This window comes from Stenotrophomonas sp. CASM114, assembly GCF_049384325.1.
Lineage (GTDB): Bacteria > Pseudomonadota > Gammaproteobacteria > Xanthomonadales > Xanthomonadaceae > Stenotrophomonas > Stenotrophomonas muris.
This window is the reverse complement of record NZ_JBMRGJ010000007.1, coordinates 1-25,303: the sequence shown is the minus strand read 5'-3', so window position 1 is coordinate 25,303 and position 25,303 is coordinate 1. Positions and strand designations below refer to the sequence as shown.

Below are 25,303 nucleotides of genomic sequence, written 5' to 3'. Positions count from 1 at the left end.
GCTCGGCTCTACAAGACGAATGCTTCCAGAAACAGAAACACCGGGCAGTGCCCGGCGTCTCCGTCACAGCGTGGAAGGGTGTAAACCTCAATACTTCCCGTCGAACGCGAAGATCGGCTTGCGCGTCTTCCACGCACCAGCAGTAAAGTCCGGGAACTCCAGCGTCTGGAAGCTGTTGGCGATCGACTGCTCGCTCAACGGGGTGATCGCACTCCAGGTCACCGCGTCGTAGATGTCGATCGGCATCGGTGCCTTGGCCTTCAGTGCTTCAACAAATGCATGGATGACGAACCAGTCCATGCCACCGTGGCCGGCGCTGGCGGCGGTGTCGGCATTCTGCTTCCACAGCGGGTGTTCGTACTCATCCTGGTACTTCTTGAACTCTTCCCACTGGTGCGGCGGGCTGCGGCCTTCGATGTGGATCGAATGGTTCACGTCCATCCACAGGCCCTTGGTGCCCTGCACGCGGAAGCCCATCGAGTACGGGCGCGGCAGCGAGGTGTCGTGCTGCAGCAGGATGGTCTCGCCGTTCTCGCAGGCCAGCGTGGTGGTCACGATGTCGCCGAGCTTGAACTTCACCTTGGTGCTGGGGTGGGTGGTGCCGCCACTCTTGGCCACGGTGTATTCGTGCAGGCCGCGTGCCTTGGTCGCGAAGGCGTTGATGTGGGTGAAGCGGTTGCCACGGTTGATGCCGGTGTACATCGCGCACGGGCCGATGCCGTGGCTGGGATACAGCTCGCCGTTGCGCTCCACCGAATGCTCGGTGCGCCAGCGTGCTTCGCTCCAGCCCTTGGGACCGAACTCCACGCCGCTGTCGTAGGGCTGGTTGGGATCGCCGGAATTGAACTTCACGCCGCGCAGGTCGTGCTGGTAGCCGGCCTGCAGATGCACCAGTTCGCCGAACAGGCCCTGGCGCACCATCTGCAATGCCGCCATCACGTCGCGGCGATAGCAGACGTTTTCCAGCAGCATGTACGGGGTGCCGGTGCTCAGCTGGGTCTTCAGCACATCCCAGTGGTCCTGCAGGGTGATGCCAGCCACCACTTCGCAGCCGACGGCCACACCGGCCTGCATCGCGGCAATCGCCATCGGTGCGTGGTATTCCCACGGCGTGGCGATGATCACGCCATCGATGCCCTTCTGTTCCAGAAGTCGCTTCCAGGCGTTGGTGTCGCGGTCCTGGCCATAGGTCTTCGGCGCGGGCTTGCCGGCCTTCGCCACCATCTCTGCGGCACGGCCGAGCATGATCGGCTCGATATCGCAGACGGCAACCACTTCGACGTCGTCGCGACGCACCAGTTCCTTCAGCAGCACCAGCCCGCGCATGCCGGTGCCGATCATGGCCAGGCGCACCTTGCGCCCGCGTGCCCAGGCGGGGGTCTGCGGCAGCAGGCTGCTGGCGGCGACAGCGGCGCTGGCCGCGATGAATTCCCTACGCTTCATGGCAAACATCTCTCCTCTTGGCAGCGTGCCGGCCGCAACCGGCACGCCAGGTCACGCAAACGGAATTACTTGAACCGGTAGCCGATGGTCACACTGTAACCACGGCCGAAGATGGTTGCGTAGTCACTGGAGTCACCCAGGAAGCTGTTCGGGTCGTAGAACGGCAGGCGGTTGAACAGGTTCTTGACGGTGAAGCTCAGGTTCCACGCATCATCCGGGCGCCAGGTGACGCTCATGTTGGCGGTCCACCACGACGGTGCACCATCGCACTTGCTCTTCTGCAGGGCCAGGTAGCCGCCGGTGCAGGTTTCCTTGTTGTTGCTCTCTTCGTCGATCTGGTCGGTGGCCCACTTGGTGCCGCCGACATAGTTGACGAACATGCTGGTGGTCACCTGCTTGTAGGTCCAGTCGGCATTGAGCGTGGCACGCAGGCGCGGGTTGTTGTAGTAGCCCACCACGTCGCCGTAGTACCAGCCGTTCTCGGCGTCCATGTAGAAGCGGTTGCGGTTGGCGATGGTGGCGGCCAGGCCGATGTTCAGGTTGCCCCAGTCACCCAGCGAGAAGCGGCTGCGCGCGTCGATGTCGAAGCCGTCGATCAGGGTCTTGCCGCGGTTCTTGTACTGGCCCACCACGCTGGCCACGTTGCCGGCGGAGTAGCCCGGCAGGTTCGCCGGGCAGCTCACACCGCCGGCCGGATCGGCGCACATCGCCGCCAGCTGCGCCAGGTTGGCGCGGTCACTGTCGGTGATCGGCGAGCGCGACATCGAGATGATGTCTTCCATGCGGCGATAGTCCGGCGCGACGATTTCATTGTTGCGGTAGATGAACCAGTAGTCGGCCGACACCGACAGCCAGCTGGCCGGCTCGTAGACGAAGCCGAGGGTGGCGATCTTCGCCTTCTCCGGCTTCAGGTCCTTGTTCGGCTGGGTCATGCGCGCCACGGTGCGGCTGCAGTCGACGTTCAGCAGGGTCTTGCCGAGGTCGACGTCACCCGGCCGCTGCGACTTCAGCAGCAGATTGGCGATGGCGTTGGTCTCGCCGCAGCGCAGTTCGTCACGGAAGCCACCGAGCTGGGCGAACACGCCGCCGTTGCCGGACTCGGCCAGGCTCGGTGCGCGGAAGCCGGTGGAATAGGTGCCGCGCAGCATCAGCTGATCGAACGCCTGGTACTTGAAGCCGATCTTCGGCGCGATGTTGGCGCTGAAGTTCGGGTACTTGTCCACGCGCACCGCCGCATCCAGTTCCAGCTTGTCGGTGATCGGCGCCACGGTCTCGGCGAACAGCGCGTAGGTGTTGCGCTTGCCGTCGAACCACGAGCCGCCCTGCTGGGTGATCAGGCCATTGGCCGCATCGGCGTTGCCCGGTGTGTAGAAGGTCTCACGGCTGGCGTTGAAACCGAACGCGGCGCGCATCTCGCCGGCCGGCAGCTGGAACAGCGGTCCTTCGATCTTGCCGTCCAGGGTATGCAGGCGGGTCCACGACTGGATGTCGAAGGTCGGGAACGCTTCACGGATCAACGCGGCGTTGGCTTCGCTGATCTCGCCGAACTTGTAAGCCGGGTGGTCGGAGATGATCACCCGACCGGTGCCCGGATCGATCGTGTATGGGCCGAAGGCCTTCTCGAAGCCCTTGGTGTTGACGTTGATCGTCTGGTAGGTGGTGGAGTGGGTACCCGCGCTGGCGAAGGCGGTTTCCCAGTTCCAGTCGCCCCGGTTGCCACGCGCACCGGCCAGCACGCGGTAGCTCTTGTCGGTATTGCGCTGGCCGAAGTAGTTCGGGCCGGCATCCTGCAGCAGGTAGTTCAGGCCGACCACGCCGCCCATCATGGCCCTCAACTGCGGGCTGGCGTGGTTGTACTCGTTGTTCGGGCCCAGGAACGGGTACAGGAACTGGTTGACGGTGTTGCCGGTGTTGCGCGAGAACCAGCTGGTCGGGTTGCCGGTCGTGGTGCCATAGGTGCGCGGCGTGCCGCCGTTGGCGCGCAGGTCGATGTCGGTATAGGTCGCCTCGGCGAAGATCTCGGTGTTGTCACCGACCAGGAAGGTGCCGTTGAGGTAGGCGGTGTTGCGCTCGGACTTGGCGCCGGCATCGATCTCGTTGTTCATCCAGGTTTCCCAGACGCAACGCGGGCCGGCCGCTTCACTGGTCAGCACGTTCCTGCAGCCCGGCGCAGCTTCCTGCACGCGGCGGCCGGTGACCGGATCGAAGGCGAAGTAGGTGCCCGGATTGAATTCACCCGGCTTGCTGCCCACGCCCAGGCGCAGGTTGTTGAGGTAGTTCGGATTGTTGACGTAGTACTGGTCGGGCCGCTTGTCGTAGAAATCGCTCAGCGGGATCGCGTCGCGGCGGTACATGTTCACCGCGCCGTAGATGTTGAAGCGGTTCTCGGCCAGGTCGCCGAAGCCGGCGGTGATGCTGGCCTGGCGTTCGCCGTAGGAGTCGATGCGCGAGGAGGTGTCGTTGGTGAAGCTGACCTCGGCACCCTGGAAGTTGCGCTTGGTGATCACGTTGATCACGCCGGCCACCGCGTCGGTGCCGTACACCGCCGAGGCACCGTCGGTCAGCACTTCCATGCGCTCGATGGCCGCGGCCGGAATCGCATCGATGTTGACGAACTGGGTCTGGAACCCGGCCGGTGCACCGTAGTACGACAGGCGGCGACCGTTCAGCAGCACCAGCGTGCCCTGGGCACCGAGGCCACGCAGATTGGCCTGCGAGGCACCGTCGGAACCGGTGAACAGCGAGCGCGCGTCCTGCTGCGCCGGGCGGGCGGCCGGCAGGTTGTCGAGCACCTGCAGCAGCGTGCGCGCACCCATGTTCTGGATGTCCTGCTTGCTGATCACCTGCACCGGCGAGGCGGTTTCAACGTCGGTGCGGCGGATGTTGGAACCGGTGACCTCGATGCGGGCCAGGTCGGTGGCCTTGTCCTTGCTCTCTTGGGCGAAGGCGGGAACGGCGACCGACAGCAGCACGCCGGCGATGGCCAGCGTCAGCGGAGCGATCGAGCGACAGGGGGGGCGGTGGTGGCGGGCGGGCAACATCGGGGTTCTCTCCTGGCAGGGGTGCGGCGCAAAAAGTGAGCGTGTGGGCGTTCGGCGGGCAAAACGCTCCCGGGCCACGGCCATGAGGGCCGTAGTCGGATTGGGCGGGGGAGGAGCGGTGTTACGTAGGGGTCATGGGGCGACGATGCTGGCGGAGTCGCCCTCCTGGCCGATCAGTACGGCGTTGGCCCAGTTGGCGCAGACCTGGGCGGGTTGACTGCCCTGCGCACCCAGCGTGCGCAGGCTCATGGTGGAAAGGCCACGGATGTCCAGCTCCGGCTTGACCACGCCGGGTGCCTTGACCAGGCCGCTGTCGTACAGCAGGCGGTTGTCACCCCAGACCTGGAACTGCAGGCCGCCGGCGCTGCGGCAGGCGTCGTCGATGCCGAGGTCGGCACGCAGCAGGTGCCAGCCGCCCTGCAGGCGCAGGTCGATGCGGCTGCTGGCGCCGACGCCCAGGCCACGGCGGAACTGCAGGCCGTTCATGCGCATGCCGGCGTCGCCACGGAAGGACTGGTCGGTACGCACCTGGCTGGCCAGCGCGGCCGGCACCGGCAGCTCGGAGAGATAGCGCTGCCGGGCCGGTCGCTCCGGTTCCTGGTGTTCGAGGATGTGGAAGGTGGACAGGGCGATCGGGCCGACATCGCGCGGCTGCAGTGCATCGAACGCGCGGGCGCTGCCCTGTGCGGCGGTGACCATCGGGTCGGTGCTGCTGGCGCCGTCGCCTTCGGGGTTCTGCACACTCAGCACGCGGAAGCGCAGCAGGCGGCCGGCGTGGGCCGGGAAGTCGATGCGCTGCACGCCTTCCTTCAACTGCAGGCGGCCGCGGGCGATCGGCTCGCCCCACTCACCGTTGCTGTCGCCCAGGTAGACCTCATAGTCACGTACCTGCCCGTGCTTCCAGTTCTTGTCATTGCGTGGCGCGATGTCGATGCCATCGATCATCTTCCGCTCGCCGAAGCCGATCACCCACTCGTGGGCGCCGGTGCGCACGGCCTGGTTGCGCATGCTGCGGAACCAGGTGGCCGGATCGTCGTCGAAGGCGTTCTCCAACGCATGGCCAGGCTCTTCGGCCGGGCGGTTGACCACCAGCAGGCTGTCGGCCGGCAGTTCGCGGCCCAGCACCGGCGCGGCCGGATAGGCATCATCGGCGGCTGCGGCAGCGACTGCGAAGTCCAGCTGCAGCTGCAGTGGCTGGCGGATGTCCTGGGTGGCGGTGCGCACATGCACGGTGCCGCGGCGGTCCTTGGCATCGAAGTACCAGCCCTCGTTGGCGCTGTTGAAGGCGGCAGCATCGGCCAGCGCCGGCAGCGCGCGGCCACCGGCCTGCACCGCACGTGGTGCCTGCCGGCTGAGTACGCGCAGGCCGTAGCGGCGCTGCGCCAGCTGGCCGTTGTACTGGCCCTGCACGGCGTCGATCTGCACCTGCACCGGGCCACTGCCCTGCGCCGGCGCCTGCACGCGGATTACCTGCATGCTCGACTCGCCCTGCTGATAGCGGCGCGTGTTGCCATCGTCTTCGTACAACGTGTACTGCGAGTCGCCCTGCGGGTACAGGTCGAAGGTCACTTCATCGAGCGGTTTTTCGCCATCGAACAGCATCGACGGGTACATCGGCAGGATCGCACCGGCACGCACGAACACCGGCAGCGTGGCCAGGTCCACCTGGCGGTCGAGCTGGCGGCCATCGGCGGCGGCCTGCACGCGACGGCCATCCCAGTAGTCGATCCAGCCGCCGGCCGGCAGGTGGATGTCGCGGCGCCAGCCACGGCTGGCGGCCTGGCTGCGGTACACCGGCGCCACCAGCAGGTCGCGGCCGAGCAGGAACTGGTACTTGTAGGTTTCATCCTGCGCATGCGGGTCGCGCGGGTTGTCCCACATCAGGCCACGCACCGGCGGTGCACCGGTCTGCGCGGCCTCGTGCACCAGCCCATACATGTATGGCGTCAGGCGCATCTTCAACTTCAGGTAGTCGCGGTTGATGCTGCGGTAGGGCTCGTCGTACCACCACGGGTGCTTGCGCGCGTTCGACGACCAGCCGCTCATGCCCATCAGCACCGGCGTGAACGCCTTCCACTGCAGGTCGCGGGTGAAGGTCTCGGCGCTTCCGCCGAAGATCGCATCCACATCGCCGCTGGCGTAGGCCATGCCGGACAGGCCCGAACCGACCAGGGTCGGCACGTGCCAGCGGATGTAATCCCAGCTGCTGCTCTGGTCGCCGGTCCATGCCACCGCGTAGCGCTGGATGCCGGCCCAGCCCATCACCGTCCACAGGAACGGGCGCGAATCGGAATTGTCGAGGATGCCGTTGAATGCCTGGCGGTTGGCGTCCATCGCGAACTGGTAGCCCTTGCCGGTCCAGGCCACGTCCAGCTTCTGCACGCGGCTGCCGGCCTTGCCCACTTCCCACGCGATCTTGTCGACGCCGTTCTCGGTCCACAGGCCGGTGCGGAAGCCGTAGCCGGCCAGCCCCTTCACCGTTTCCGGCAGCTGCTTGTAGCCGCAGCCGTAGCCATCGTTGGGCAGGATCCAGCCACCGGGCATGTCGTGGGCGCGGTACTGCTTGGCCACGCTGTCGATCACATCGGGCGTGGTGCCGGTCGGGCCGTCGCTCCAGCCTTCGGGCACGGTGCCGGGCTTCCTGCTGTTGTCGCCGTCGTTGTAGCAATCGGCATCGCCGTAGGACAGCGCCCAGCGCGCGACCATGTTGGGGCGGCCGGTCAGCTGGGTGTAGCGTTCGATGAGCTTGGGCAGGTCGGCGCCCACGAAGTAGTACGCATCGAAGCGGTCTTCGCGATGCAGCAGCGTGGCCTGGTCGCTCTGGCGCAGGTCGTAGCTGCCATCGCTCCATGTATTGCGCAGCATGCCCCAGCCACGGCTGCTCAGCAGCATCGGCGCCGGGCTCGGCCGATCACCTTCTTCCCAGCCACCGGAATAGGACACCTCCAGCTCGCGGCCCTTGAACTGGTAACGGCCGTTCTGCTGGCCACCACCGAAGTAGCCCTCATCGGCCTGCGAGGACAGCACCTGCACGCTCTGCGTGGCATCCAGGTCCAGCGGTTGCAGTTCCTGCCACAGCGCGGTGGGCTGGCCATTGTCCAGCCGTTCCAGGCGCAGGCGCAGCGGCTGCCGCTGTACATGCAGTACCAGTGCCTCGGTACGCACGCGGATTTCCTGTGCGTCTTCTTCCAGCTGCGCCTGCACGCTCGCCTTGGGCTGCGGCAGCACGATCGGCGCGGCCTTGTCGCCGGCGCCGGTCAACGTGCCGTTGCGGCCGGCCTGCACGCGGATGATGTCGGTCGCCGGCAGTTCAATGCGGATGCGCGCGCCCTTGTCGGTCTGCAGGTCCCAGCCCTGCACGCCGTCGCGGCTGGCGCTGGCGCTGACCGTACGCAGGTTGCCGACCGGCTCGGCGCGGGCCGTCATGGACGCCAGCATCAAGGCCGGCACCAGGGCCAGCATCAGCGGCGAGCGACGAACGCAGTTTTCCACGCGGACTCCCAACCCGTTCACCGGGCGTTTCGAAAGCGGTTGGGCCGACTCTAGGGCAGCGATTCGAAAGATGTCAACAAATTGAAAGGAAAAAGGAAGATATATTCCGTTGAAACGAAAGTTGCTGCGCCGCAATACTTTGTGTAAACGCTTGCAGTTGCCTGTTAAGCATTGTGCGATACGGCATTCAGTCGGTCCTTTCGTTTTTCCCGGCATCGCGCGCAGGGCAAAGCCACCCAGCTTTTTTCTTTCTTTTTACTTTCGATGTTTGACATTTCGAAAGAAAACGCAGATGGTGCGCTGGCCCAACTGGAACCTCCGAATGGACGTCACCCTGCTTTCCGATGTGTCCGCCTGGCAGCGCCTTGGCGGAGCCGATACCGCTACCGAAATCGCCCAGCAGCCTGCGCTGTGGGACGCCCTCGCACAGGACCTGTCGCGTGCCCGCGACCGCCTGCAGGGCTTCCTCGGCGACAGCCTCAACGATCCCAACCAGCGCGTGCTGTTCACCGGCGCCGGCAGCTCCGGCTTCATCGCCGAAATGGTGGCCGACGCGATCAACGCGCAATGGCCTGCCGAGGTGCGCGTGGTGCACACCACCAGCCTGCTGACCCACCCGGCGCTGTACCTGCAGCGCGACCGTCCGACCCTGCTGGTCTCGTTCGGCCGCAGTGGCTCCAGCCCGGAGAGCGTGGCGGCGGTTGACCGCGTGCGCAGCGACGTGGATGACGCGCGCTTCCTCGACATCACCTGCAACGCCGATGGCGAGCTGGCCCGCCGTGGCGCCGGCCGTGCCGACACCTGCACCCTGCTGATGCCGTCGGCCAGCTGCGACCGCGCCTTCGCCATGACCAGCAGCCTGACCTGCATGCTGCTGGCCGCGCTGACCGTGTTCGATCGTTCGCCGTGGGATGCGCGCGTGACGCGCCTGAAGCAGATCGCCGCGCTGGCCCGCGAAGGCCTGGCGCAGTGGGATGCACCGGTGGCGACACTGGCGCAGCGCCCGTTCAACCGCATCATCTACCTCGGCAGCGGACCGCTGGAAGCACTGGCACGCGAGTGCGCGCTGAAGGTGCTGGAGCTCACCGCTGGCCGCGTGCTGGCGCTGGCCAACACACCCCTGGGCTTCCGTCATGGCCCGAAGTCGACGCTGGATGGCAACACCCTGGTGGTGGTGCTGCGCAGCGTGCAGCCGCTGGCGCGCCGCTACGAACAGGACCTGCTGGAAGAACTGCGCCGCGACGGCGTGGCCGGCCAGGTGCTGGCGATCGGTCCGCATTCGGACATCGGCGCCGACGACGAATACACCCTCACCGTGCCGGCACTGGACGATCCGTGGCTGGCACCGGTGTGGCTGGGCTTTGCGCAGCTGTTCGCACTGCAGCGCTCGGCCGCGCTGGGCCTGACCCCGGACAACCCGTTCCCGGACGGCACCGTCAACCGCGTTGTCAAGGGCGTCACCATCCACCATGGCTGAGCTGATCGCCCACGCCTGCTACGGCATCGACATCGGCGGCACCAAGATCGAGCTGGTGGCGTGCGATGCGGCGATGCAGGTTACCTGGCGCCGCCGCGTGGCCACCCCACAGGGTGACTACGACGGTTTCCTGCAGGCAGTCGTGGCGCTGGTCGCCGAGGCCGATGCCGCACTGGGCCGCAGTGATGCGGCGATCGGCATCGCCCTGCCCGGCGTGCGCGACCGACGCAGCGGCCGCCAGCTCAGCGCGAACGTGCCTGCGTTGACCGGCCACAGCGTGGCCGCGGATCTGCAGGCGCGGCTGCAACGCCCGCTGCATTTCGGCAACGACCTGCAGTGTTTTGCCCTGTCTGAAGCACACGGCGGTGCCGCCGACGGCTACCCCAGCATGTTCGGCGCCATCCTCGGCACCGGTGCTGGCGGTGGTTTCTGCGTGCAGGGCCGCCTGCTGACCGGTTTCAACGGGCTGGCCGGCGAATGGGGCCACTGGAGCGTGCCCGGTCATCTGCTGCAGCGCCACGGCCTGCCGCTGATCGACTGCGCCTGCGGCCTGCAGGGCTGCGTGGAGCGTTATGTGTCCGGCAGTGGCGTGGCGATGATCGAGCGCCACCTTGGTGGCAGCGCCGCCGACGCCAGCGCGGTGATCGCCCTGGCCGAAGCCGGTGATGCCCGCGCGCGCAAGGCGCTGGACATCCATCGCGACCTGCTCGGCCACAGCCTGGCCGCGCTGGTGCTGGCGCTGGACCCGCACGTGATCGTGCTCGGCGGCGGCCTTTCGCAGTACGCGCCGCTGTACCAGCACCTGCCCGCCGCCATCGCCGCCCACCTGTTCAAGGGTGTGCAGGTGCCACCGATCGTGCCGCCACGCTTCGGCGATGCCGGTGGCGCACGTGGTGCCGCCCTGCTCGCCTGCCAACCCTCGTTTTCCTGATGTCCGGAGCCTGACCATGTCCCCGTTGCAGACCCTGCTTGCTTCCCACCGCGCCGGTGCCAATGTCGGCCTGTACAGCGTCTGCTGCAGCAACGAGCAGGTGCTGCGCGCGGCCATGCACGTGGCACAGGCACATGGCACCGTGCTGCTGGTCGAGGCCACCTCCAACCAGGTCGACCAGTTCGGCGGCTACACCGGCATGACCCCGCCGCAGTACCGCGATTACGTCGGCGCCCTGGCCGATGAGGAAGGCTTCCCACGCGAACGGCTGATCCTGGGCGGCGACCATCTCGGCCCGAATGCCTGGCAGAAGCGCCCGGCGGCCGAAGCGATGACCCACGCGCGCGTGCTGATCGAAGCCTACGTCGCCGCCGGTTTCCACAAGATCCACCTCGACTGCAGCATGTCCTGCGCCGATGACCCGGTGCCGCTGCCCGATGCCATCGTCGCTGCACGTTCGGCCGAGCTTGCCGAGATCGCCGAACGCACCGCCGCCGAACACGGCCTGCCGCCGCCGGTCTACGTGATCGGTACCGAGGTGCCGATTCCCGGCGGCGAAGCCTCGCTGGCCGAAGGCCTGCAGGTGACCACGCCGGCTGCCGCCGCGCAGACCCTGGCCATCCACCAGCAGGCGTTCGACACGCCACAGCTGCGCGATGCGTGGCAGCGCGTGATCGCGATGGTGGTGCAGCCGGGCGTGGACTTCGACCACAGCAGCGTGCATGAGTACAACCCGGACGCCGCCCATGCGCTGGCCGACTTCCTCGAGCGGCAGCCGCGCATCGTGTTCGAAGCACATTCCACCGACTACCAGCGCGAAAGCGGCCTGCATGCGCTGGTACGGGACCACTTCGCCATCCTCAAGGTCGGCCCGGCGGCCACCTTCGCCTACCGCGAGGCGCTGTTCGCGCTGGCCGCGATCGAGGCCGAACTGCTGCCGGCCACACAGTGCTCGCGCCTGCCGCAGGTGCTGGACGAGGTGATGGTGGCGCAGCCGAAGTACTGGCAGTCCTACTACCAGGGCGATGCCGCCGCGCTGCGCCTGCTGCGCCGTTATTCCTTCAGCGACCGCTGCCGCTACTACTGGGGCGAGCCGGCGCTGGTACAGGCGGTGCAGACCCTGTTCGCCAACCTGGAGCAGCATGCGCCGCCGCTGGTGCTGCTCAGCCAGTACCTGCCGGAGCAGTACCGCGCCGTGCGCGAAGGCAGCCTGGCCAACACCCCCACCGCGCTGGTGCAGCACCGCATCGGCCTGTGCCTGGGTGAGTACGCCCGTGCCTGCAGCGCCAACCAGGCCGGACCCCGCACGCAGAACGCAGGTTCGGCTGCCGGCGTTCCTGCGAACGGCTAATCTCTACCTTTTCCCGCAAAACCGAGAATGGCCATGCGCAACACCCGCTCCCGCCGGCAACAGATCCTGCAGCTGCTGATCGAGCACGGCTCGGTGCAGGTGGCCGATCTGGTCGAGCGCTTCGGCGTGTCGGCGGTGACGATCCGTGCCGACCTGACCCACTTCGAATCGCAGGGCCTGGCCAACCGCACCCACGGCGGCGCGACCCTGGTGCGCACGCCGCCGCAGGAACAGGACATCCATGAGAAGGACGCGCTGAACCTGCCACTGAAGGAATCGATCGGTGCGCGCGCTGCGCGCCTGGTGCAGCCGGGTGACAACATCATCATCGATTCCGGCTCGACCACGATGACGCTGGCCCGCCACCTGCGCGCGCATCGCGACGTGACGGTGATGACCAACGGCCTGAACATCGCTTGGGAACTGGCCAATGCCGCGGGCATCACCGTGCTGCTGACCGGTGGCCTGCTGCGCCAGCAGTCGCTGTCGCTGCAGGGCAGCCAGGCCGAAGCCAGCCTCAACTCGTACAGCTTCGACACCCTGTTCCTGGGCGTGGACGGCCTGGACCTGCAGTTCGGCCTGACTACCCACGACGAGGCCGAAGCCCGCCTCAACCACCGCATGGTCGAGCGTGCGCGCCGCATCGTGGTGCTGACCGATGCCTCCAAGTTCGGCCGCGTCAGCCTGCACCGCATCGCCCTGCTGGATCAGATCCACGCCATCATCACCGACGCCGGCATCGACGATGCAACCCGCGAAGGGCTGCAGCGGCTGGGCATCGAGGTGATCATCGCCGAGCCCACCGCATGACCGAGACCCGCACCCTGCATGGCCGCATCCTCACCCCGCTGGGCTGGCGGCGCGGGCACGTCCACTTCGATTCACGCGTGCGCCAGCTGCAGGTGGACGACCACAGCGGCGCCGACGACCTGCAGCTGCCGGTGATCCTGCCCGGCTTCGTCGACCTGCATGTGCATGGCGCGGCCGGCGTGGACCTGATGCAGGGCGGCGACGTGGCACGCACCATCGCCCGCACCCATCTGCGCTTCGGCACCACCACGCTGCTGGCGACCACCATGACCGCCGGGCTGGACGAGATCGAGCACGCGCTGCACGGCGTCGCTGCGGCAATGGCGGCGCCCGATGCCGACGCCGCCAGCATCGTCGGCGTGCATCTGGAAGGACCGTTCATCAGCCCCCAGCGGCTGGGCGCACAGCCCAATCGTACGATCGAGGCGACGGTGGCACTGGTGCAGCAGCTGCACGCGCTGGCGCCGATCCGGGTGATGACGCTGGCGCCGGAGATCGGCGAGCACACCGCGTTGATACCCGCGCTTTCGGCGATGGGCATCCGCGTGCAGCTGGGCCACAGCGCCGGCACCTACGAGGAGGGCGTGGCGGCGCTGCAGGCCGGTGCCTCCGGTTTCACCCATCTGTTCAACGGCATGACCGGCGTCGACCACTATCGCCCGGGCATTGCGGCGGCGGCGCTGGCGCATGCGCAGTACGCCGAGATCATCCCCGACCTGCAGCACATCCACCCCGGCGTTATCCGGCTGGCCGCGCGCGCGATCCCGCGCCTGTACGCGGTGACCGACGCGACTGCCGCCACCGGCATGCCCGACGGCGAGTACGCGCTGGGCGAGCAGCGCGTGCACAAGTGCGGCGGCTGCGTGCGCCTGGCGACGGGTTCGCTGGCCGGCAGCGCACTGACCATGGACCAGGCGCTGCGCAACCTGGTGCGCGTCGGCCTGGACCTAGCCGACGCCTCGCAGCGGGTTTCCACCTTCCCGGCCGACTATCTGGGCCTGGGTGATCGCGGCCGCATCGCGCCCGACGCCCGCGCCGACCTGGTGGTGCTGGACGCCGAACTGCGCCTGCAGCAGGTGGTCATTGGTGGGCGCGTGGTCGATCTGACCTGACGCAAGCGATGCGGCCCGGATGCCGCGCGGGCTCCCTGTAGAGCCGAGCCATGCTCGGCTCACCGCGCGAAGCGCGGCATGGGGAACCTCGATATCGGAACGGAAAGCAGCCGAGCATGGCTCGGCTCTACAGAATGCACTCTGCGACGAACCGCCGCCGGGCCTGGCCCGGCGCTACCACAGGAACTGCCGATGACTGCAAGCACCGCCCCGCGCTGGCCCGTACGCTACCTGCTCTTCATCGGCGGCCTCGGCGGCCTGCTGTACGGCATCGACATCGGCATCATCGCCGGTGCCCTGCCCTACCTGGAGGCAACGGCCAGCCACGCCTGGCAGCTCAGCAGCCAGCAACTCGGCTTCGTGGTGGCGGCGGTGCTGCTGGGCAGCGTGCTGTCCTCGCTGTTCGCCGGCATGGTCGCCGACCTGATCGGTCGCCGCGGTGCGATGCTGCTGGCCGGCCTGCTGTTCACCGCGTCGATTCCGATCATGGCGCTGGCCTCAGGCTATACGCCGCTGCTGCTCGGGCGGCTGCTGCAGGGCATCAGTGGCGGCCTGATCGGCGTGGTGATTCCACTGTACCTGGCCGAAGTGCTCAGCCCCGAGCGGCGTGGACGCGGTGCGGCGATGTTCCAGCTGCTGCTGACCATCGGCCTGGTGTTGGCGGCACTGATCGGGCTGTACCACGCACATGCGGTGGATGCCGCCGCCGAAGCCGTGCGCTCGCTGCCGCTGGCGCAGCAGGCGCAGGAACTGTTCACGGTGAAGGATCATGCGTGGCGCACCATCTTCTGGAGTTGTCTGGCGCCCGGCCTGCTGTTCTGTGCCGGCATCTTCTGGCTGTCCGAATCGCCGCGCTGGCTGGTGCGCCGCGGCCGCGTCGATGATGCCCGCCGCAGCCTGCAGCGGGTGCTGCCTGCTGCCGACGTGGAACCCACCCTTGCACAGATCCAGGCGCCGGAATCGAGCAGCAGCGACGGCAAGCGCGACCCACTGCTCAGCCGACGCTACGTGGTGCCGTTCGTGCTGGCCTGCGTGGTGCTGGCCTGCACCCAGGCCACCGGCATCAATTCGGTGCTGGCCTACGCGGTGAACATCCTCAACCAGGCCGGCCTGTCCGGCTCGGTGGCCAACGGCGCCGACGTGGCGATCAAGCTGCTCAACGCGGTGATGACCGTGGTCGCGCTGCTGCTGGTCGACCGCAAGGGCCGCAAGTTCCTGCTGATGCTCGGCAGCGGCGGCATCTGCGTGGCCCTGCTGGCTGCCGCCACGCTGTTCTTCCAGGCCGAGCGTGGCCGCGCCGACGTGCAGCCGCAACTGCACGCGGCGGTCAGCGGCGACGGCCTGCGGCTGGTGCTGGACGACGCACAGTGGCAGCGCCTGGGCGGTGGCATAAACAGCGAAGGCCGGCCGATGCAGCTGACCGTGTCGTACGCCTACGGTGACTTCACCAATGTGCGCGCCCTGCGCAGCGACAGCCTGACCGACCGCGAGCTGCGCATCGAGCGTGCCGGGACCGTGCAGCCGGACAGTGTGATCGGCGCGTTCTTCCGCAAGCTGCATCTGAACCCGTTCGCCGACCCGGCCAAGGCCGCACAGGCACCGCTGCGCATCGAGCAGGCCCGCATCGGCCCGGTGCCGCCGCCGGCGCATGGCTGGGCGGTAGCCGCCTGCATCCTGGTATTCGTCGCGTTCTTCGCGGTCGGCCCCGGCGTCTGCGTGTGGCTGGCACTGTCGGAACTGATGCCCAATCGCATCCGCTCCAACGGCATGAGCATCGCCCTGCTGATCAACCAGTTCGTGTCCACGACCATCGCCGCCATCTTCCTGCCCACGGTGGGCCACTACGGCTACGCCAGCATGTTCCTGTTCTGGGCGGCGTGCACGTTCGTGTTCTTCCTGGTAGCCGCGTTCTGGCTGCCGGAGACCAAGGGCAAGTCACTGGAGGAGATCGAGGCACGGTTCGCACGGTAGCGGTCGACCTTGGTCGACCTCCGCGCGTAGCGCGGTGGTGTTGGCGCGCCCGTCACTGACCGGTGATGTGCCTGGCCAGCGCCTGCGCCTCGGCAATGCTCGGCAGCCCGCTCAGCATCATCGATTCCCCGAAGGGGCCTTTCACCGTCGCCACCATCAGCACGCGGCCGTCCACGCTGATCGCCGCGCGCTGGCCCACCAGGGCCGAGGTGCCATCGTGGATGCGCTGATGCGCTTCTGGCCGATAGCGGATCTGCAGGCCTGGCTGCTTGGCATCGTCCAGCACGTAGCGCACATCGGCGATGTCCGCACTGCCGGCAATCGGCGGCTCGCGCAGGGCCAGGGTTTCACCTTGCCAGTGCGCCGGAGTGCCGTTGCCAGCCGCATCGACCGCGCTCAGGCGCACGTCCACGCCGGCGCGCGGCGCATGATCCTTGCCTGCCAGCGCACCGGGCGTGGCACCCGGCATGCATCCGGCCAGCACCAGCGCCGCGCCCAGCAGGAGCGGAAGCGCGCCCCTCATTTCAGCTTCCGCAGCTTGAACGCCACCAGCACCTGCAGCAGCCCGTACAGCAGGCTGCCAATGCCGATCCACAGCGTGGTCACCGCCACGCCTGCGTATGGATTGGCCGCGAACAGCAGCCCCAGCACCACCGCCAGCACGCCACTGAGGATCAGCAGCCACTCGCCCTGGATCTGCTTGCGCACGCGGATCGCGAAGACGATGCGATAGATGCCGGCTACCAGCAGCCACGCCGCCAGGAACAGCACCAGCACGCTGGCGGTGGCCAGCGGGTTGATCACCGCCAGGATGCCGAAGCCCAGCGAAGCGATGGCATACAGCGCCAGCCAGCCGCGCGAGGCGCCGCTGCCACCACTGATCAGTGCGAACAGGCTGATGACCCCTTCGATGATGGCCATCACGCCCAGCGTCCAGGCCAATGCCATGGCTGCGGACAGCGGCCAACCGATGGCGATGATGCCGAAGCCGAGCGCGACCAGGCCATACAGCAGCAGGATCCACCAGCTGCGGCCAACCGCTGACAACAAGGGAGACAAGGGGGAATTCATGGTCACTCCTTCGATCCGGAACCGGGTTCATCCTAGCCCGTTGCGATGAAGGGAGCGATCACGGCACCCGCGCGCACACCCATACCCGCACCTCTCTGGCGCCCACGCAGCGCAGGGTTTCGGCGATTTCCATCACCGTGCTGCCGGTGGTCATCACGTCGTCCACCACGGTCAGATGCGTGGGCACCGGCCCGTGGACATCGAACGCATCGAACAGGTTTTCCCTGCGCTGTTCGGCCGTGCGTTCGGACTGAGGTGCGGTGTGCCGCCGCCGGTACAGCCCCTGCCAGACCGGCAACGGCAGCAGCCGGCAGAGCTCGGCAGCCTGGTTGTAGCCGCGCTGGCGCAGGCGCCGGCGGTGCAGCGGCACCGGCACCAGCGGCGGGCAGGACCAGGGCGGTGGTGCGCGCTGCATCAACTGCGCCAGCAGGCGACCGGCCGCCAGGTCCTGATGGAACTTGTAGCGCAGCAGCAGCTGGTCCACCGGCGGCAGGTACAGCAGGCTGGCGTGCGTGGCCGTCTGCGGTGGTGCTTCCTCGCGGCAGCTGCCGCAGACGATCAGGCCCTCATCCGGCAACGGCAGTGCACACCGCAGGCAGGCGCGACCGGCCCAGGGCAGTCCGGCGAGGCAGGCGCGGCACAGATCGAGATCATCATGGCCCGGATCGCCGCAGACCAGGCAGCGCAGTGGCAGCAGGACACCCAGCAGTGCGCGGGAGACACGGGTTGCCGAACGCAGGAGATCAATGCGCATTGCCCATGCTTCATCGCGCTGCCCATGTGCGGCCATCGGCGAAGCACCGATCGCAGTGTCGGGACTGCCCGCAACTGCAGAGGGTGCTGCCGATCAGGAAAGGCGTCCGCCCTGCCCAGGCCCGGTTGATGCAACGGCCGACGCCGTCAACACCTCCGCCAACCCACGATAGATCGGCACCCGGCATACCAGACCGGACACGCCCCGCGCGATCAGCACCGTGGCCAGGATCGGCAGGAGCAGATCGCCGCTGTCGGTCAGCTCCAGCGAGATCACCGCCGAGGTCAGCGGTGCCTGGGTGACGCCGGTCAGGTAGGCGCACATGCCCAGCAGCACGAACGCACGTGGGTCCACGCCCGGCATCAGCACCGCCAGGTTGTGGCCCAGCCCCGCACCGACCGCCAACGCGGGCGAGAACAGGCCGCCGGGTATGCCGGCCACGTACGATGCCAGGTTGGCCAGCAGCTTCATCAACCCGAACTCGTGGCCGACCAACGCCTGCCCCTGCACCAGGCTGCGCGCCTGTTCGTAGCCGGTGCCGAACGCGCCGTCGCCGAACGTCAAAGCCAGTGCCACCACCGCCAGACCGCAGCCTGCGGCCAGCAGCACCGGATGCCGCTGGCGCAGCTGGCCCAGCCAACGCGGGCGGCCCGCCGCACTGGCCAGCACCGCGCGCGCGAACAGGCCGCCCAGCAACCCGGCCACCACGCCGCACAGCAGGATCGCCAGCCAGCCCTGCCCCAGCGGCAACCGCGCGCTCACATGGCCGAAGTAGGTGTAGTTGCCAAGCAGGCCCAGCGACACCACGCCACCGACGATCACCGCCGTCAGCAGGGTGCCGGAGAAGCGATGCTCGAAACGGCCGCTGAGCTCCTCGATGGCGAATACGATGCCGGCCAGCGGCGTGTTGAACGCCGCGGCAATGCCCGCTGCACCACCGGCCAGCAGAAAGTGCGAGAGCTCGCGAGGATCCTTGAAGCCGAACCAGCGGCCGAACAGGTACATCAGGCTGGCACCCACATGCACCGTGGGACCTTCGCGTCCGACCGACGCGCCGCCGAGCAGCGACAACGAGGTCAGCAGCAGCTTGCCGGCTGAGACCGCAGGCGAAAGATTGGTCTTCCGGAATGGCTCATCGGGCTTGTCCAACGCAGCGATGACCTGCGGAATGCCGCTGCCCCGCGTGGGCTTCAGCACGCCACTGGTCAACCAGGCCAGCAGCGCGAAGATGCCCGGCGTGAGCAGCAGGGCCCACCACGGCGAGTGCGCGGTGATGCGCTGGAACAGATGGAAGGCCGCGTCGCTGGCCTTGGCGAACAGGATGGCCACCAGCGCTACGGCCACAGCGCCGCCCCAGAGCGCGGCGCGGCGGCGCCAGGCCTCGCTGAGAACCAGCGCGGTGATGCGGCCGCGGAGGCGATGGAGATCGGTCATGGGGCACAGTCTGCGCGCCAGCGCTTGCGTTGGGCAGCGGTTATTGTGGCTGCAGGCCTTGCAGGATGCGGTGAAACGCGCGAGTGCGGGTGCTCGCCGATAGCACCTGCCCTGTGCAGCTACCTATGCGTGCAGGCGCTCCCGCCACCGGCGCTTCTCCACCGCTCGCACGTTGGGCTGCTGCCGCAGCCACTCCAGATACAGCTGCAGATGGGCCAGCTCGTCATCAGCCGGATCACCGGTGAACTCACGCACCGCGACCAGATTTCCGTAGTTTCTGGCGTACTTGCCGGGCGTGTCATCGATACCGATCATCTGCTCCAAACGGAAGCCGTGGCGCTTCAGCTTGCCCAGCCGCTTCTGCGAGGTGTAACCGCCGGTTTCCCAATCACGGGCCGTGCTGCACCGCGGCGCGGACCACAGGAACGCCAGCGGACGCCCCGGCATCAGCCGGTCCACCAGCGGTTCGGCGTACAGTTGCCCGGACGACGTCCACACACCCACCGTGAAATGGGCAAAGGCATAGTCGAGGAATGCCTGCAGATGGGGCCGCAGGTAGACGTGGTAGCCGACGAGGCGGAAATCCGCGGCTCGCTCCAGTTCACGCTCGCTGGCATGCACCAGCGTCTCATCCAGATCGAGTATCAGCAGCTTTCCGCCCTGCGGCATCGTGTCCGGTTCCATGCGCATCCTTCTTTCATTGCCTCAGATGCCGCCATCTTCTGGATGGACTTCAGCATGTGTCCTTCCAGCAGGTAGATGTAAGCACAGTTCCAATGAGGTCCTGGTAGGCGCAAGCCTACTGCCGGACGCGCACTTCGCAACGGCCCATCCGCGTGAGGTCGCCCTGCGCCTGCAACATGCCCCGTTCCACCAGCATGCGTATACGCCGTGCATAGAACACATCGGGAATTCCCGATCGGCACTTCGGCTGCAGCGACATGACCATGCCCACAATGTAGGCGATCTTTCGGAACTGCCCGTCGCAGAGGGAGAACAGCTGCTCATCGATCGAGGCGATGTCCTCGCTGGTCAGCGCGGCGATGTTCTGCCGCGCCAGGTCAGTGAGATGGGCATCGTTGTCGGAGCGCTCGTCCGTATCGCGCAGGCAGCCATTGATGGCCAACAGGCGAACCAGCACATAGTGGCCGAAAGCCTCGAGCTCCTCCTTGGGCAACGTCGCCGGATCGAGCTGCCCTGCCGGGTAGTCCTTGAAGGTCACGAAGACGTGGTTCTTCCACTGCCCTGGCGTGTCGGACTGGCGAAGATCATCCAGCACCACGCGCAGGCCGCCGTCGGGCAGTTCGGCAAGGCTGCACAGCACCGCGTCGCGGCGGATCGGGTAGGACTGATAGCTGTTCATGGCACGTGCTCGCGCGTCCGTATGCAGCAATGAACTTACAGCGTAGCGCCCATTCATGGCGGTCAGTCGATGTAAACCACATGGGAATCAATCAAGTTGACAGGACTCACCAACCCACCCACACTGCCGCCCTCGCTTCACTCGTACCCCAAGGTCCCGCCATGGCTGCTGCCATCCGCCACGACTGGCAACACGACGAACTGCAGGCGCTGTTCGATCTGCCGTTCCCCGAGCTGCTGTTCCGCGCCGCCGCAGTCCATCGCGAGCACTTCGACCCAGCGCAGGTGCAGGTGTCCACGCTGCTGTCGGTGAAGACCGGCGGCTGCCCGGAAGACTGCGCGTACTGCCCGCAGGCACAGCGCTACAGCACCGGGGTGAACGCGCAGAAGCTGATGGACACCGACGCGGTGCTGGCCAAGGCACGCCAGGCCAAGGCTGCCGGCGCATCGCGTTTCTGCATGGGTGCCGCGTGGCGATCGCCGAAGGACCGCGACATCCCGAAGGTGGCGGCGATGATCGCCGGGGTGAAGGCACTGGGCCTGGAAACCTGCGCCACGCTGGGCATGCTCAGTGGCGAGCAGGCGCGTGCGCTGAAGGATGCGGGCCTGGACTACTACAACCACAACCTCGACACCGCGCCGGACTACTACGATTCGATCATCCACACGCGCCAGTACCAGGACCGCCTGGACACGCTGGCGCACGTGCGTGATGCCGGTCTGAAAACCTGCTGCGGCGGCATTGTCGGCATGGGCGAGACGCGCGCGCAGCGCGTGGGCCTGCTGCTGGCGCTGGCCACGCTGCCGGCGCATCCCGATTCGGTGCCGATCAACAAGCTGGTGCAGGTGGCGGGCACGCCGCTGCATGGCAGCGCCGAGCTGGATCCGTTCGAGTTCGTGCGCATGATCGCGGTGGCACGCATCGCCATGCCGCGTTCGATGGTGCGGCTGTCGGCCGGTCGCGAGGCGATGAGCGACGAACTGCAGGCGCTGTGCTTCGTGGCCGGTGCCAACTCGATCTTCTACGGCGACAAGCTGCTGACCACCGGCAACCCGGAGAGCGAGCGCGACCTGGCCCTGTTCGCGCGGCTGGGGTTGCAGCCGATGGCGGTGCAGGTGGATGCCGAGGGCCACGACCACGGCGGCACCGTGCACGCTGATATCAGCGCCGATGCGCCCGCCTGTGGCTGCGCTCACGCGGCCTGAGACGGGCCGCAAGCAGGCGCCGCGGCAACGCGCTACCCTAGCCGCCCCGTCGCCGCATTCAGCCGCCATGGCCCGCCCCGACCTGACCGCCCGCCTCCACGCCCAACGCGCCCTGCGCGATGCCCAAGGCCGTCGCCGCACGCGGCGCACGGTCAGCCGTCGTGATGGCGTCCGCCTGGAGGTAGACGGCCAGTGGCTGACCGGCTTCTGCAGCAACGATTACCTGGGCCTGGCCCAGCAGTTCAGCGTGGTCAACGCATTGCAGGATGCGGCCGCACGCGAAGGCTCCGGCGCGGGCGCCTCGCATCTGGTCTGCGGCCACCACGCTCTGCATGAGGCGCTGGAGCGCGAAGTGGCGGAGTGGCTGGGCTACCCGCGCGCGCTGCTGTTCGGCAGTGGCTTCGCCGCCAACCTGGCCGTGCAGCAGGCGCTGCTGAGCGAAGAGAACGATGTGTGCGTGCAGGACAAGCTCAACCACGCCAGCCTGCTCGATGCGACGCGGCTGGCGGGTGCGCGCCTGCGCCGTTATCCGCACCTCGACGCCGAAGGCGCGATGCGCCAGCTCAAGCACGCGCCCGACGGCGCGGCGATGCTGGCCACCGACGGTGTCTTCAGCATGGATGGCGACATCGCACCGCTGCGTGCATTGTCGCTGGTGGCACGCCTGCAGCAGGCGCTGTTCTATGTGGACGATGCACACGGCGTGGGCGTGGTCGGTGATGGCCGTGGTGCCGTGGCCGCCGCCGGGCTGGGCGTGGATGATGTGCCGCTGCAGCTGGTCACGCTGGGCAAGGCACTGGGCGGTTCCGGCGCGCTGGTGCTGGGCCGCGACGACCTGGTCGAGCACCTGGCCGAAACCGCACGCCCGTACATCTACACCACTGCGATGCCGCCGGCGCTGGCCGCCGCTGCACTGGAAGCGGTGCGCCTGGCGCGCCGTGACAACTGGCGGCGCTCGAAACTGACCGATCTGATCGCGCTGTTCCGCGGCGAAAGCCGCCGCCATGGCCTGGACCTGATGGCCTCGGAAACGCCGATCCAGCCGCTGCTGTGTGGCGACGACCATCGCGCCGTGGCGATGTCCCAGGCGTTGGAACAGGCCGGTTGGCTGGTCGGCGCGATCCGCCCGCCCACGGTTCCCGAAGGCAAGGCGCGCCTGCGCGTCACGCTGTCCGCGCTGCACACCCCCGAGCAGGTGCGTGGCCTGGTCGAAGCCATTGCCAGCGCGCGCGATCGCGTCGACCTGGCCGCGCGTGAGGCCGCGCCACCGCCGCTGCCTGTCTTTGCCTGAGCCAGTTGCCGTTTCCCCATGCATATCGACGTCACCGGCCAGGGGCCGGACCTGGTACTGATCCATGGCTGGGCCCTGCAGGGCGGCGTGTTCGCTCCGTTGGTGCAACGCCTCGCCGATCACTTCACCCTGCATCTGGTTGATCTGCCGGGCCATGGCCACAGCCGCGAGGACACCACGCCGCTGCGCCTGCCGTTCGTGGTCAATGCCATTGCCGCGGCCACGCCGCCTGCGGTGTGGTGCGGCTGGTCGCTGGGCGGCCTGTTCGCGCTGCACGCCGCCGCGACACTGCCGAAGGTGCGCGGGCTGGCGATGATCGCGGCCACGCCGCGCTTCGTGCGTGGCGACGACTGGCCGCATGCGGTGGAGCCGGCGGTGTTCGAGCAGTTCGGGGGCGAGCTGGCCACCGACTTCGGTGGCACCCTGGAACGCTTCCTGGCGCTGGATGTCATGGGCTCGGCACACGCCCGCGAGGAGCTGCGCACGCTGCGCCAGCGCCTGGTCGAGCGCGGTGCACCCACCGAACGCGCCCTGCTGGAAGGCCTGCGCCTGCTGGAAAGCACCGACCTGCGTGGCGCACTGCCGACGCTGGCCAAGCCCAGCCTGTGGATCGCCGGCCAGCGTGACCGGCTGGTGTCTCCGGCGGCAATGCAGGCCGCCGCGGCACTGACCCCCGGTGCGCAGGCGCTGACCATCGCCCACGGCGGCCATGCGCCCTTCCTCGGCCATGCCGACGAGGTGGCCGCCGCCCTGCAACACTTCGTTGCCGGCCTGTCACCGGCCGATGGCGGACAATGAGCGCCTTCCTCATTCCGCAGGATTGATGCATGGATCTGGGTATCAACGGCCGCTGGGCACTGGTCTGCGGCGCAAGCAAGGGGCTGGGCCTGGGCTGCGCGCGTGCGCTGGTGCGCGAGGGCGTCAACGTAGTGATCGTGGCCCGTGGTGAGGCTGCGCTGCAGGCCGCCGCCGAAGCGCTGCGCGCCCTGCCCGGCGCCGCCGAAGTCCGCGTGGTCGCCGCCGACGTGACCACCGAGGCCGGTCGCTCCGCAGCGCTCGCCGCATGCCCGCAGGTGGACATCCTGGTCACCAATGCCGGTGGCCCGCCACCGGGCGACTTCCGCAATTTCGAGCGCGACGACTGGATCGCCGCGCTGGACGCCAACATGCTGGCGCCGATCGCGCTGATCCGCGCCACCGTGGACGCGATGATCGCGCGTGGCTTCGGCCGCATCGTCAACATCACGTCCTCGGCGGTGAAGGCCCCGATCGACATCCTGGCACTGTCCAACGGCGCGCGCAGCGGCCTGACCGGCTTCGTCGCCGGGCTGTCGCGCCGTACCGTGGCGCACAACGTCACCATCAACAACCTGCTGCCCGGCCAGTTCGACACCGACCGCCTGCGCGCCAACTTCGCCCACAGTGCGGGCAAGGACGGCAATGCTGCCGAAGTGGCCGAACGCCGCCGCCAGCAGATCCCGGCCGGCCGCTTCGGCACGGCGGATGAATTCGGCGCGGCCTGCGCCTTCCTGTGCAGCGCACAAGCCGGTTACCTCACCGGGCAGAACCTGCTGATCGACGGCGGCGCCTACCCCGGTACGTTCTAAGAGACTTTCGCAATGCCGTCCCATTTCGATGCCCGCCATGTCCGCCGCGCGTTCGCCCGCGCCGCCAACAGCTACGACGCCGCCGCCGCCCTGCAGCGCGAGGTACAGGCACGGCTGGTGGAATCGCTGGACTACCTGGAGGCACGCAAGCCCGAGGTAGTGCTGGACATCGGCGCGGGTACCGGCCACGCCAGTGCGCTGATGAAGAAGCGCTGGCCGAAGGCGCAGGTGATCGCGCTGGACGTGGCGCTGCCGATGCTGGACCAGGCCAAGCGCCAGGCCGGCTGGTGGAAGCCGTTCCAGCGCCTGTGCGGCGACGCCGCCGCGCTGCCGCTGGCCGACAACAGCGTGGACGTGATCTTCAGCAACCTGTGCCTGCAGTGGGTGGACGACCTGCCGGCGGTGTTTGCCGGCTTCCGCCGCGTGCTCAAGCCCGGCGGCCTGCTGCTGTGCTCCACCTTCGGCCCGGACACGCTGGTCGAACTCAACGAAGCGTTCGCAGCTGCCGATGACCGCCCGCACGTGAGCCGCTTCGCGCAGATCGCCCAGTTCGGCGATGCGCTGATGATGGCCGGTTTCCGCGACCCGGTGCTGGACCGCGATCTGTTCACCCTGACCTACGACGACCTGCCCTCGCTGATGCGCGAGCTGCGCGCGATGGGCGCGACCAATGCGCGGGTGGACCGCCGCCACACGCTGACCGGGCGTGGCCGCTTCGCCGCGGCGGCAGCGGCGTATGAACCGATGCGACGCGCCGACGGCAAGCTGCCCAGCAGCTGGGAAGTGATCTACGCCCACGCCTGGGCACCGGACCCGGGCGCACCGATCCGCGAAGGCGGGCATGACGTGGCCTCGGTGCCGGTGTCGGCGATCCCGATCCGGCGCAGGCAGACCTGATCGCCTGGTAGTGCCGGCCGCTGGCCGGCAACCTCACGATTCCACGGTGGACC

Annotated in this window: 20 protein-coding genes; 11 read left to right on the top strand and 9 right to left on the bottom strand. The window is 68.0% G+C overall.

The window, feature by feature from the left end; all coding sequences use genetic code 11:
* Positions 1-87: 87 nt before the first annotated feature.
* The 3 genes from VG566_RS09520 to VG566_RS09510 all read right to left on the bottom strand — a co-directional run bounded on the left by VG566_RS09520 (position 88) and on the right by VG566_RS09510 (position 7,976).
* The gene (locus VG566_RS09520; RefSeq protein WP_241884465.1) at positions 88-1,443 is read right to left on the bottom strand and encodes a Gfo/Idh/MocA family oxidoreductase; all 1,356 of its coding nucleotides are present in this window, start codon (positions 1,441-1,443) and stop codon (positions 88-90) included.
* Between the two features lie 65 nt (positions 1,444-1,508).
* Complete coding sequence (locus VG566_RS09515; protein WP_241884464.1) at positions 1,509-4,484, bottom strand: TonB-dependent receptor; 2,976 nt, start codon at positions 4,482-4,484, stop codon at positions 1,509-1,511.
* 132 nt (positions 4,485-4,616) lie between these two features.
* Positions 4,617-7,976: a TIM-barrel domain-containing protein gene (locus tag VG566_RS09510; protein ID WP_241884463.1), complete on the bottom strand. Its 3,360-nt coding sequence runs from the start codon at positions 7,974-7,976 to the stop codon at positions 4,617-4,619.
* Between the two features lie 322 nt (positions 7,977-8,298).
* On the opposite strand from VG566_RS09510, the gene VG566_RS09505 reads away from it, so the two are divergent.
* The 6 genes from VG566_RS09505 to VG566_RS09480 all read left to right on the top strand — a co-directional run bounded on the left by VG566_RS09505 (position 8,299) and on the right by VG566_RS09480 (position 15,628).
* A complete protein-coding gene (locus VG566_RS09505; RefSeq protein ID WP_241884462.1) occupies positions 8,299-9,453 on the top strand; it encodes an SIS domain-containing protein in 1,155 nt (384 codons plus the stop codon).
* Complete coding sequence (locus tag VG566_RS09500) at positions 9,446-10,384, top strand: ROK family protein (RefSeq protein WP_049405402.1); 939 nt, start codon at positions 9,446-9,448, stop codon at positions 10,382-10,384. Before VG566_RS09505 ends, VG566_RS09500 begins: the two co-directional genes overlap by 8 nt.
* 16 nt (positions 10,385-10,400) lie before the next feature.
* Entirely contained in the window at positions 10,401-11,735 is a 1,335-nt protein-coding gene (locus VG566_RS09495; protein WP_049442012.1) for a D-tagatose-bisphosphate aldolase, class II, non-catalytic subunit, read from the top strand.
* A gap of 33 nt (positions 11,736-11,768) precedes the next feature.
* Positions 11,769-12,545, top strand: a complete 777-nt coding sequence (locus tag VG566_RS09490) for a DeoR family transcriptional regulator (protein ID WP_014038836.1) — start codon at positions 11,769-11,771, stop codon at positions 12,543-12,545.
* Positions 12,542-13,657 (top strand): N-acetylglucosamine-6-phosphate deacetylase, encoded by a 1,116-nt coding sequence (gene nagA / locus VG566_RS09485; protein ID WP_032957517.1) that lies wholly within the window; start codon positions 12,542-12,544, stop codon positions 13,655-13,657. Before VG566_RS09490 ends, nagA begins: the two co-directional genes overlap by 4 nt.
* A gap of 192 nt (positions 13,658-13,849) precedes the next feature.
* Entirely contained in the window at positions 13,850-15,628 is a 1,779-nt protein-coding gene (locus VG566_RS09480; protein WP_032957519.1) for an MFS transporter, read from the top strand.
* A gap of 52 nt (positions 15,629-15,680) precedes the next feature.
* On the opposite strand, the gene VG566_RS09475 is transcribed toward VG566_RS09480, so the two are convergent.
* From VG566_RS09475 to VG566_RS09450, 6 genes are all read right to left on the bottom strand, one after another.
* Complete coding sequence (locus VG566_RS09475; RefSeq protein ID WP_046433045.1) at positions 15,681-16,151, bottom strand: SecDF P1 head subdomain-containing protein; 471 nt, start codon at positions 16,149-16,151, stop codon at positions 15,681-15,683.
* A complete protein-coding gene (locus VG566_RS09470) occupies positions 16,148-16,699 on the bottom strand; it encodes an HdeD family acid-resistance protein (RefSeq protein ID WP_014648758.1) in 552 nt (183 codons plus the stop codon). The genes VG566_RS09475 and VG566_RS09470 overlap by 4 nt, the downstream gene beginning before the upstream one ends.
* 58 nt (positions 16,700-16,757) lie before the next feature.
* Positions 16,758-17,453: a ComF family protein gene (locus VG566_RS09465; RefSeq protein WP_053495196.1), complete on the bottom strand. Its 696-nt coding sequence runs from the start codon at positions 17,451-17,453 to the stop codon at positions 16,758-16,760.
* Positions 17,454-17,546: 93 nt separating this feature from the next.
* Positions 17,547-18,887 carry a chloride channel protein gene (locus VG566_RS09460; protein ID WP_014648760.1) on the bottom strand — a complete coding sequence of 447 codons (1,341 nt, stop codon included), beginning with the start codon at positions 18,885-18,887 and terminating at the stop codon, positions 17,547-17,549.
* Between the two features lie 123 nt (positions 18,888-19,010).
* Entirely contained in the window at positions 19,011-19,571 is a 561-nt protein-coding gene (locus VG566_RS09455; protein WP_197574976.1) for an HAD family hydrolase, read from the bottom strand.
* A gap of 115 nt (positions 19,572-19,686) precedes the next feature.
* Entirely contained in the window at positions 19,687-20,307 is a 621-nt protein-coding gene (locus tag VG566_RS09450; RefSeq protein ID WP_241884461.1) for a DUF3658 domain-containing protein, read from the bottom strand.
* Positions 20,308-20,411: 104 nt separating this feature from the next.
* On the opposite strand from VG566_RS09450, the gene bioB reads away from it, so the two are divergent.
* The 5 genes from bioB (at position 20,412) to bioC (ending at position 25,250) form a co-directional block, all read left to right on the top strand.
* Positions 20,412-21,455: a biotin synthase BioB gene (bioB, locus tag VG566_RS09445; protein ID WP_014648762.1), complete on the top strand. Its 1,044-nt coding sequence runs from the start codon at positions 20,412-20,414 to the stop codon at positions 21,453-21,455.
* Between the two features lie 67 nt (positions 21,456-21,522).
* On the top strand, positions 21,523-22,746 hold the full coding sequence (bioF, locus tag VG566_RS09440) for an 8-amino-7-oxononanoate synthase (RefSeq protein ID WP_241884460.1): 1,224 nt from the start codon (positions 21,523-21,525) through the stop codon (positions 22,744-22,746).
* An 18-nt stretch (positions 22,747-22,764) separates the two neighbouring features.
* Positions 22,765-23,544, top strand: a complete 780-nt coding sequence (bioH, locus tag VG566_RS09435) for a pimeloyl-ACP methyl ester esterase BioH (RefSeq protein ID WP_241884459.1) — start codon at positions 22,765-22,767, stop codon at positions 23,542-23,544.
* Between the two features lie 29 nt (positions 23,545-23,573).
* Positions 23,574-24,353: an SDR family oxidoreductase gene (locus VG566_RS09430; protein WP_032957533.1), complete on the top strand. Its 780-nt coding sequence runs from the start codon at positions 23,574-23,576 to the stop codon at positions 24,351-24,353.
* 12 nt (positions 24,354-24,365) lie between these two features.
* Positions 24,366-25,250, top strand: a complete 885-nt coding sequence (gene bioC, locus VG566_RS09425) for a malonyl-ACP O-methyltransferase BioC (protein WP_140230551.1) — start codon at positions 24,366-24,368, stop codon at positions 25,248-25,250.
* Positions 25,251-25,303: the final 53 nt, after the last annotated feature.

What these genes read in the sequence shown, in the direction of transcription:
- nagA (WP_032957517.1), top strand. Translation starts at nt 12,542, where the DNA reads ATGACCGAGACCCGCACCCTGCATGGCCGCATCCTCACCCCGCTGGGC.
- VG566_RS09505 (WP_241884462.1), top strand. Translation starts at nt 8,299, where the DNA reads ATGGACGTCACCCTGCTTTCCGATGTGTCCGCCTGGCAGCGCCTTGGC.
- bioH (WP_241884459.1), top strand. Translation starts at nt 22,765, where the DNA reads ATGCATATCGACGTCACCGGCCAGGGGCCGGACCTGGTACTGATCCAT.
- VG566_RS09460 (WP_014648760.1), bottom strand. Translation starts at nt 18,887, where the DNA reads ATGACCGATCTCCATCGCCTCCGCGGCCGCATCACCGCGCTGGTTCTC.
- VG566_RS09495 (WP_049442012.1), top strand. Translation starts at nt 10,401, where the DNA reads ATGTCCCCGTTGCAGACCCTGCTTGCTTCCCACCGCGCCGGTGCCAAT.
- VG566_RS09500 (WP_049405402.1), top strand. Translation starts at nt 9,446, where the DNA reads ATGGCTGAGCTGATCGCCCACGCCTGCTACGGCATCGACATCGGCGGC.
- bioC (WP_140230551.1), top strand. Translation starts at nt 24,366, where the DNA reads ATGCCGTCCCATTTCGATGCCCGCCATGTCCGCCGCGCGTTCGCCCGC.
- bioB (WP_014648762.1), top strand. Translation starts at nt 20,412, where the DNA reads ATGGCTGCTGCCATCCGCCACGACTGGCAACACGACGAACTGCAGGCG.
- VG566_RS09515 (WP_241884464.1), bottom strand. Translation starts at nt 4,484, where the DNA reads ATGTTGCCCGCCCGCCACCACCGCCCCCCCTGTCGCTCGATCGCTCCG.
- VG566_RS09470 (WP_014648758.1), bottom strand. Translation starts at nt 16,699, where the DNA reads ATGAATTCCCCCTTGTCTCCCTTGTTGTCAGCGGTTGGCCGCAGCTGG.
- VG566_RS09465 (WP_053495196.1), bottom strand. Translation starts at nt 17,453, where the DNA reads ATGCGCATTGATCTCCTGCGTTCGGCAACCCGTGTCTCCCGCGCACTG.
- VG566_RS09430 (WP_032957533.1), top strand. Translation starts at nt 23,574, where the DNA reads ATGGATCTGGGTATCAACGGCCGCTGGGCACTGGTCTGCGGCGCAAGC.
- bioF (WP_241884460.1), top strand. Translation starts at nt 21,523, where the DNA reads ATGGCCCGCCCCGACCTGACCGCCCGCCTCCACGCCCAACGCGCCCTG.
- VG566_RS09480 (WP_032957519.1), top strand. Translation starts at nt 13,850, where the DNA reads ATGACTGCAAGCACCGCCCCGCGCTGGCCCGTACGCTACCTGCTCTTC.
- VG566_RS09450 (WP_241884461.1), bottom strand. Translation starts at nt 20,307, where the DNA reads ATGAATGGGCGCTACGCTGTAAGTTCATTGCTGCATACGGACGCGCGA.
- VG566_RS09490 (WP_014038836.1), top strand. Translation starts at nt 11,769, where the DNA reads ATGCGCAACACCCGCTCCCGCCGGCAACAGATCCTGCAGCTGCTGATC.
- VG566_RS09475 (WP_046433045.1), bottom strand. Translation starts at nt 16,151, where the DNA reads ATGAGGGGCGCGCTTCCGCTCCTGCTGGGCGCGGCGCTGGTGCTGGCC.
- VG566_RS09520 (WP_241884465.1), bottom strand. Translation starts at nt 1,443, where the DNA reads ATGAAGCGTAGGGAATTCATCGCGGCCAGCGCCGCTGTCGCCGCCAGC.
- VG566_RS09455 (WP_197574976.1), bottom strand. Translation starts at nt 19,571, where the DNA reads ATGGAACCGGACACGATGCCGCAGGGCGGAAAGCTGCTGATACTCGAT.